Annotated in this window: 1 protein-coding gene; it reads right to left on the bottom strand. The window is 42.5% G+C overall.

Annotated features, from left to right (window positions below):
- Positions 1-56: 56 nt before the first annotated feature.
- The coding region (locus DY78_RS01635) for an IS3 family transposase (protein WP_024626244.1) at positions 57-657 on the bottom strand (601 nt) is incomplete at its 5' end.

Here is a 657-nt window from a genome sequence, read left to right as displayed (position 1 = left end):
AAAAAAGCCGAGAAAAGATTCTTTTTTTCTCAGCCCCACTTATAAAGACTTAGTCGCTACGCGACTGACGAAATACGTTCCTGATTGTACCAGCGTATATAGCGATCAATGCCAGCAATGGCTTCATGAACATTTTTAAAGGAGTGGCTATTCACATATTCACGTTTTAAAAGTGAATGAAAACTCTCGATCCGGGCATTATCCCCCGGACATCCTTGGCGAGAATAAGAATGTTTAATGCCAGCTTCCGTCAAAGTACTTTCAAATAAGACACTGGTGTATTGACTTCCCATATCACTATGAATGATGCCTGGTAGATCTGAACGTTTTAAAATAGTTTTAACTGGTGCGGTAGCCAGTTCCTGTGTCATTTCAGATCCGATATTATAAGCGATCACCCGCCGGGTGGTCGGATTGTAAACACTGGCTAAATAGAGCCATGAATGTTGAAGCGGAATGTAGGTAATATCGGTTACGAGCACCCTTGTCTGATCAGCTAAGTCTCTAATTAGATTGGGCCGTTGAGAATACTCGGTGTGGGTCTTCGGTTTACTGATCTTTCTGACCATCCGAGATCGGATCCCTAATTCTTTCATCAAGCGATAGACCAGCCACTGACTGACTTTTAAACCAAGAATTTGGTAGAGCGCTACAGTT

Source organism: Lactiplantibacillus fabifermentans DSM 21115, from assembly GCF_000498955.2.
In the GTDB taxonomy this organism is placed as follows: Bacteria; Bacillota; Bacilli; order Lactobacillales; family Lactobacillaceae; genus Lactiplantibacillus; species Lactiplantibacillus fabifermentans.
The sequence above is the reverse complement of the archived record's forward strand: the minus strand, read 5'-3'. Positions and strand labels throughout refer to the sequence as shown.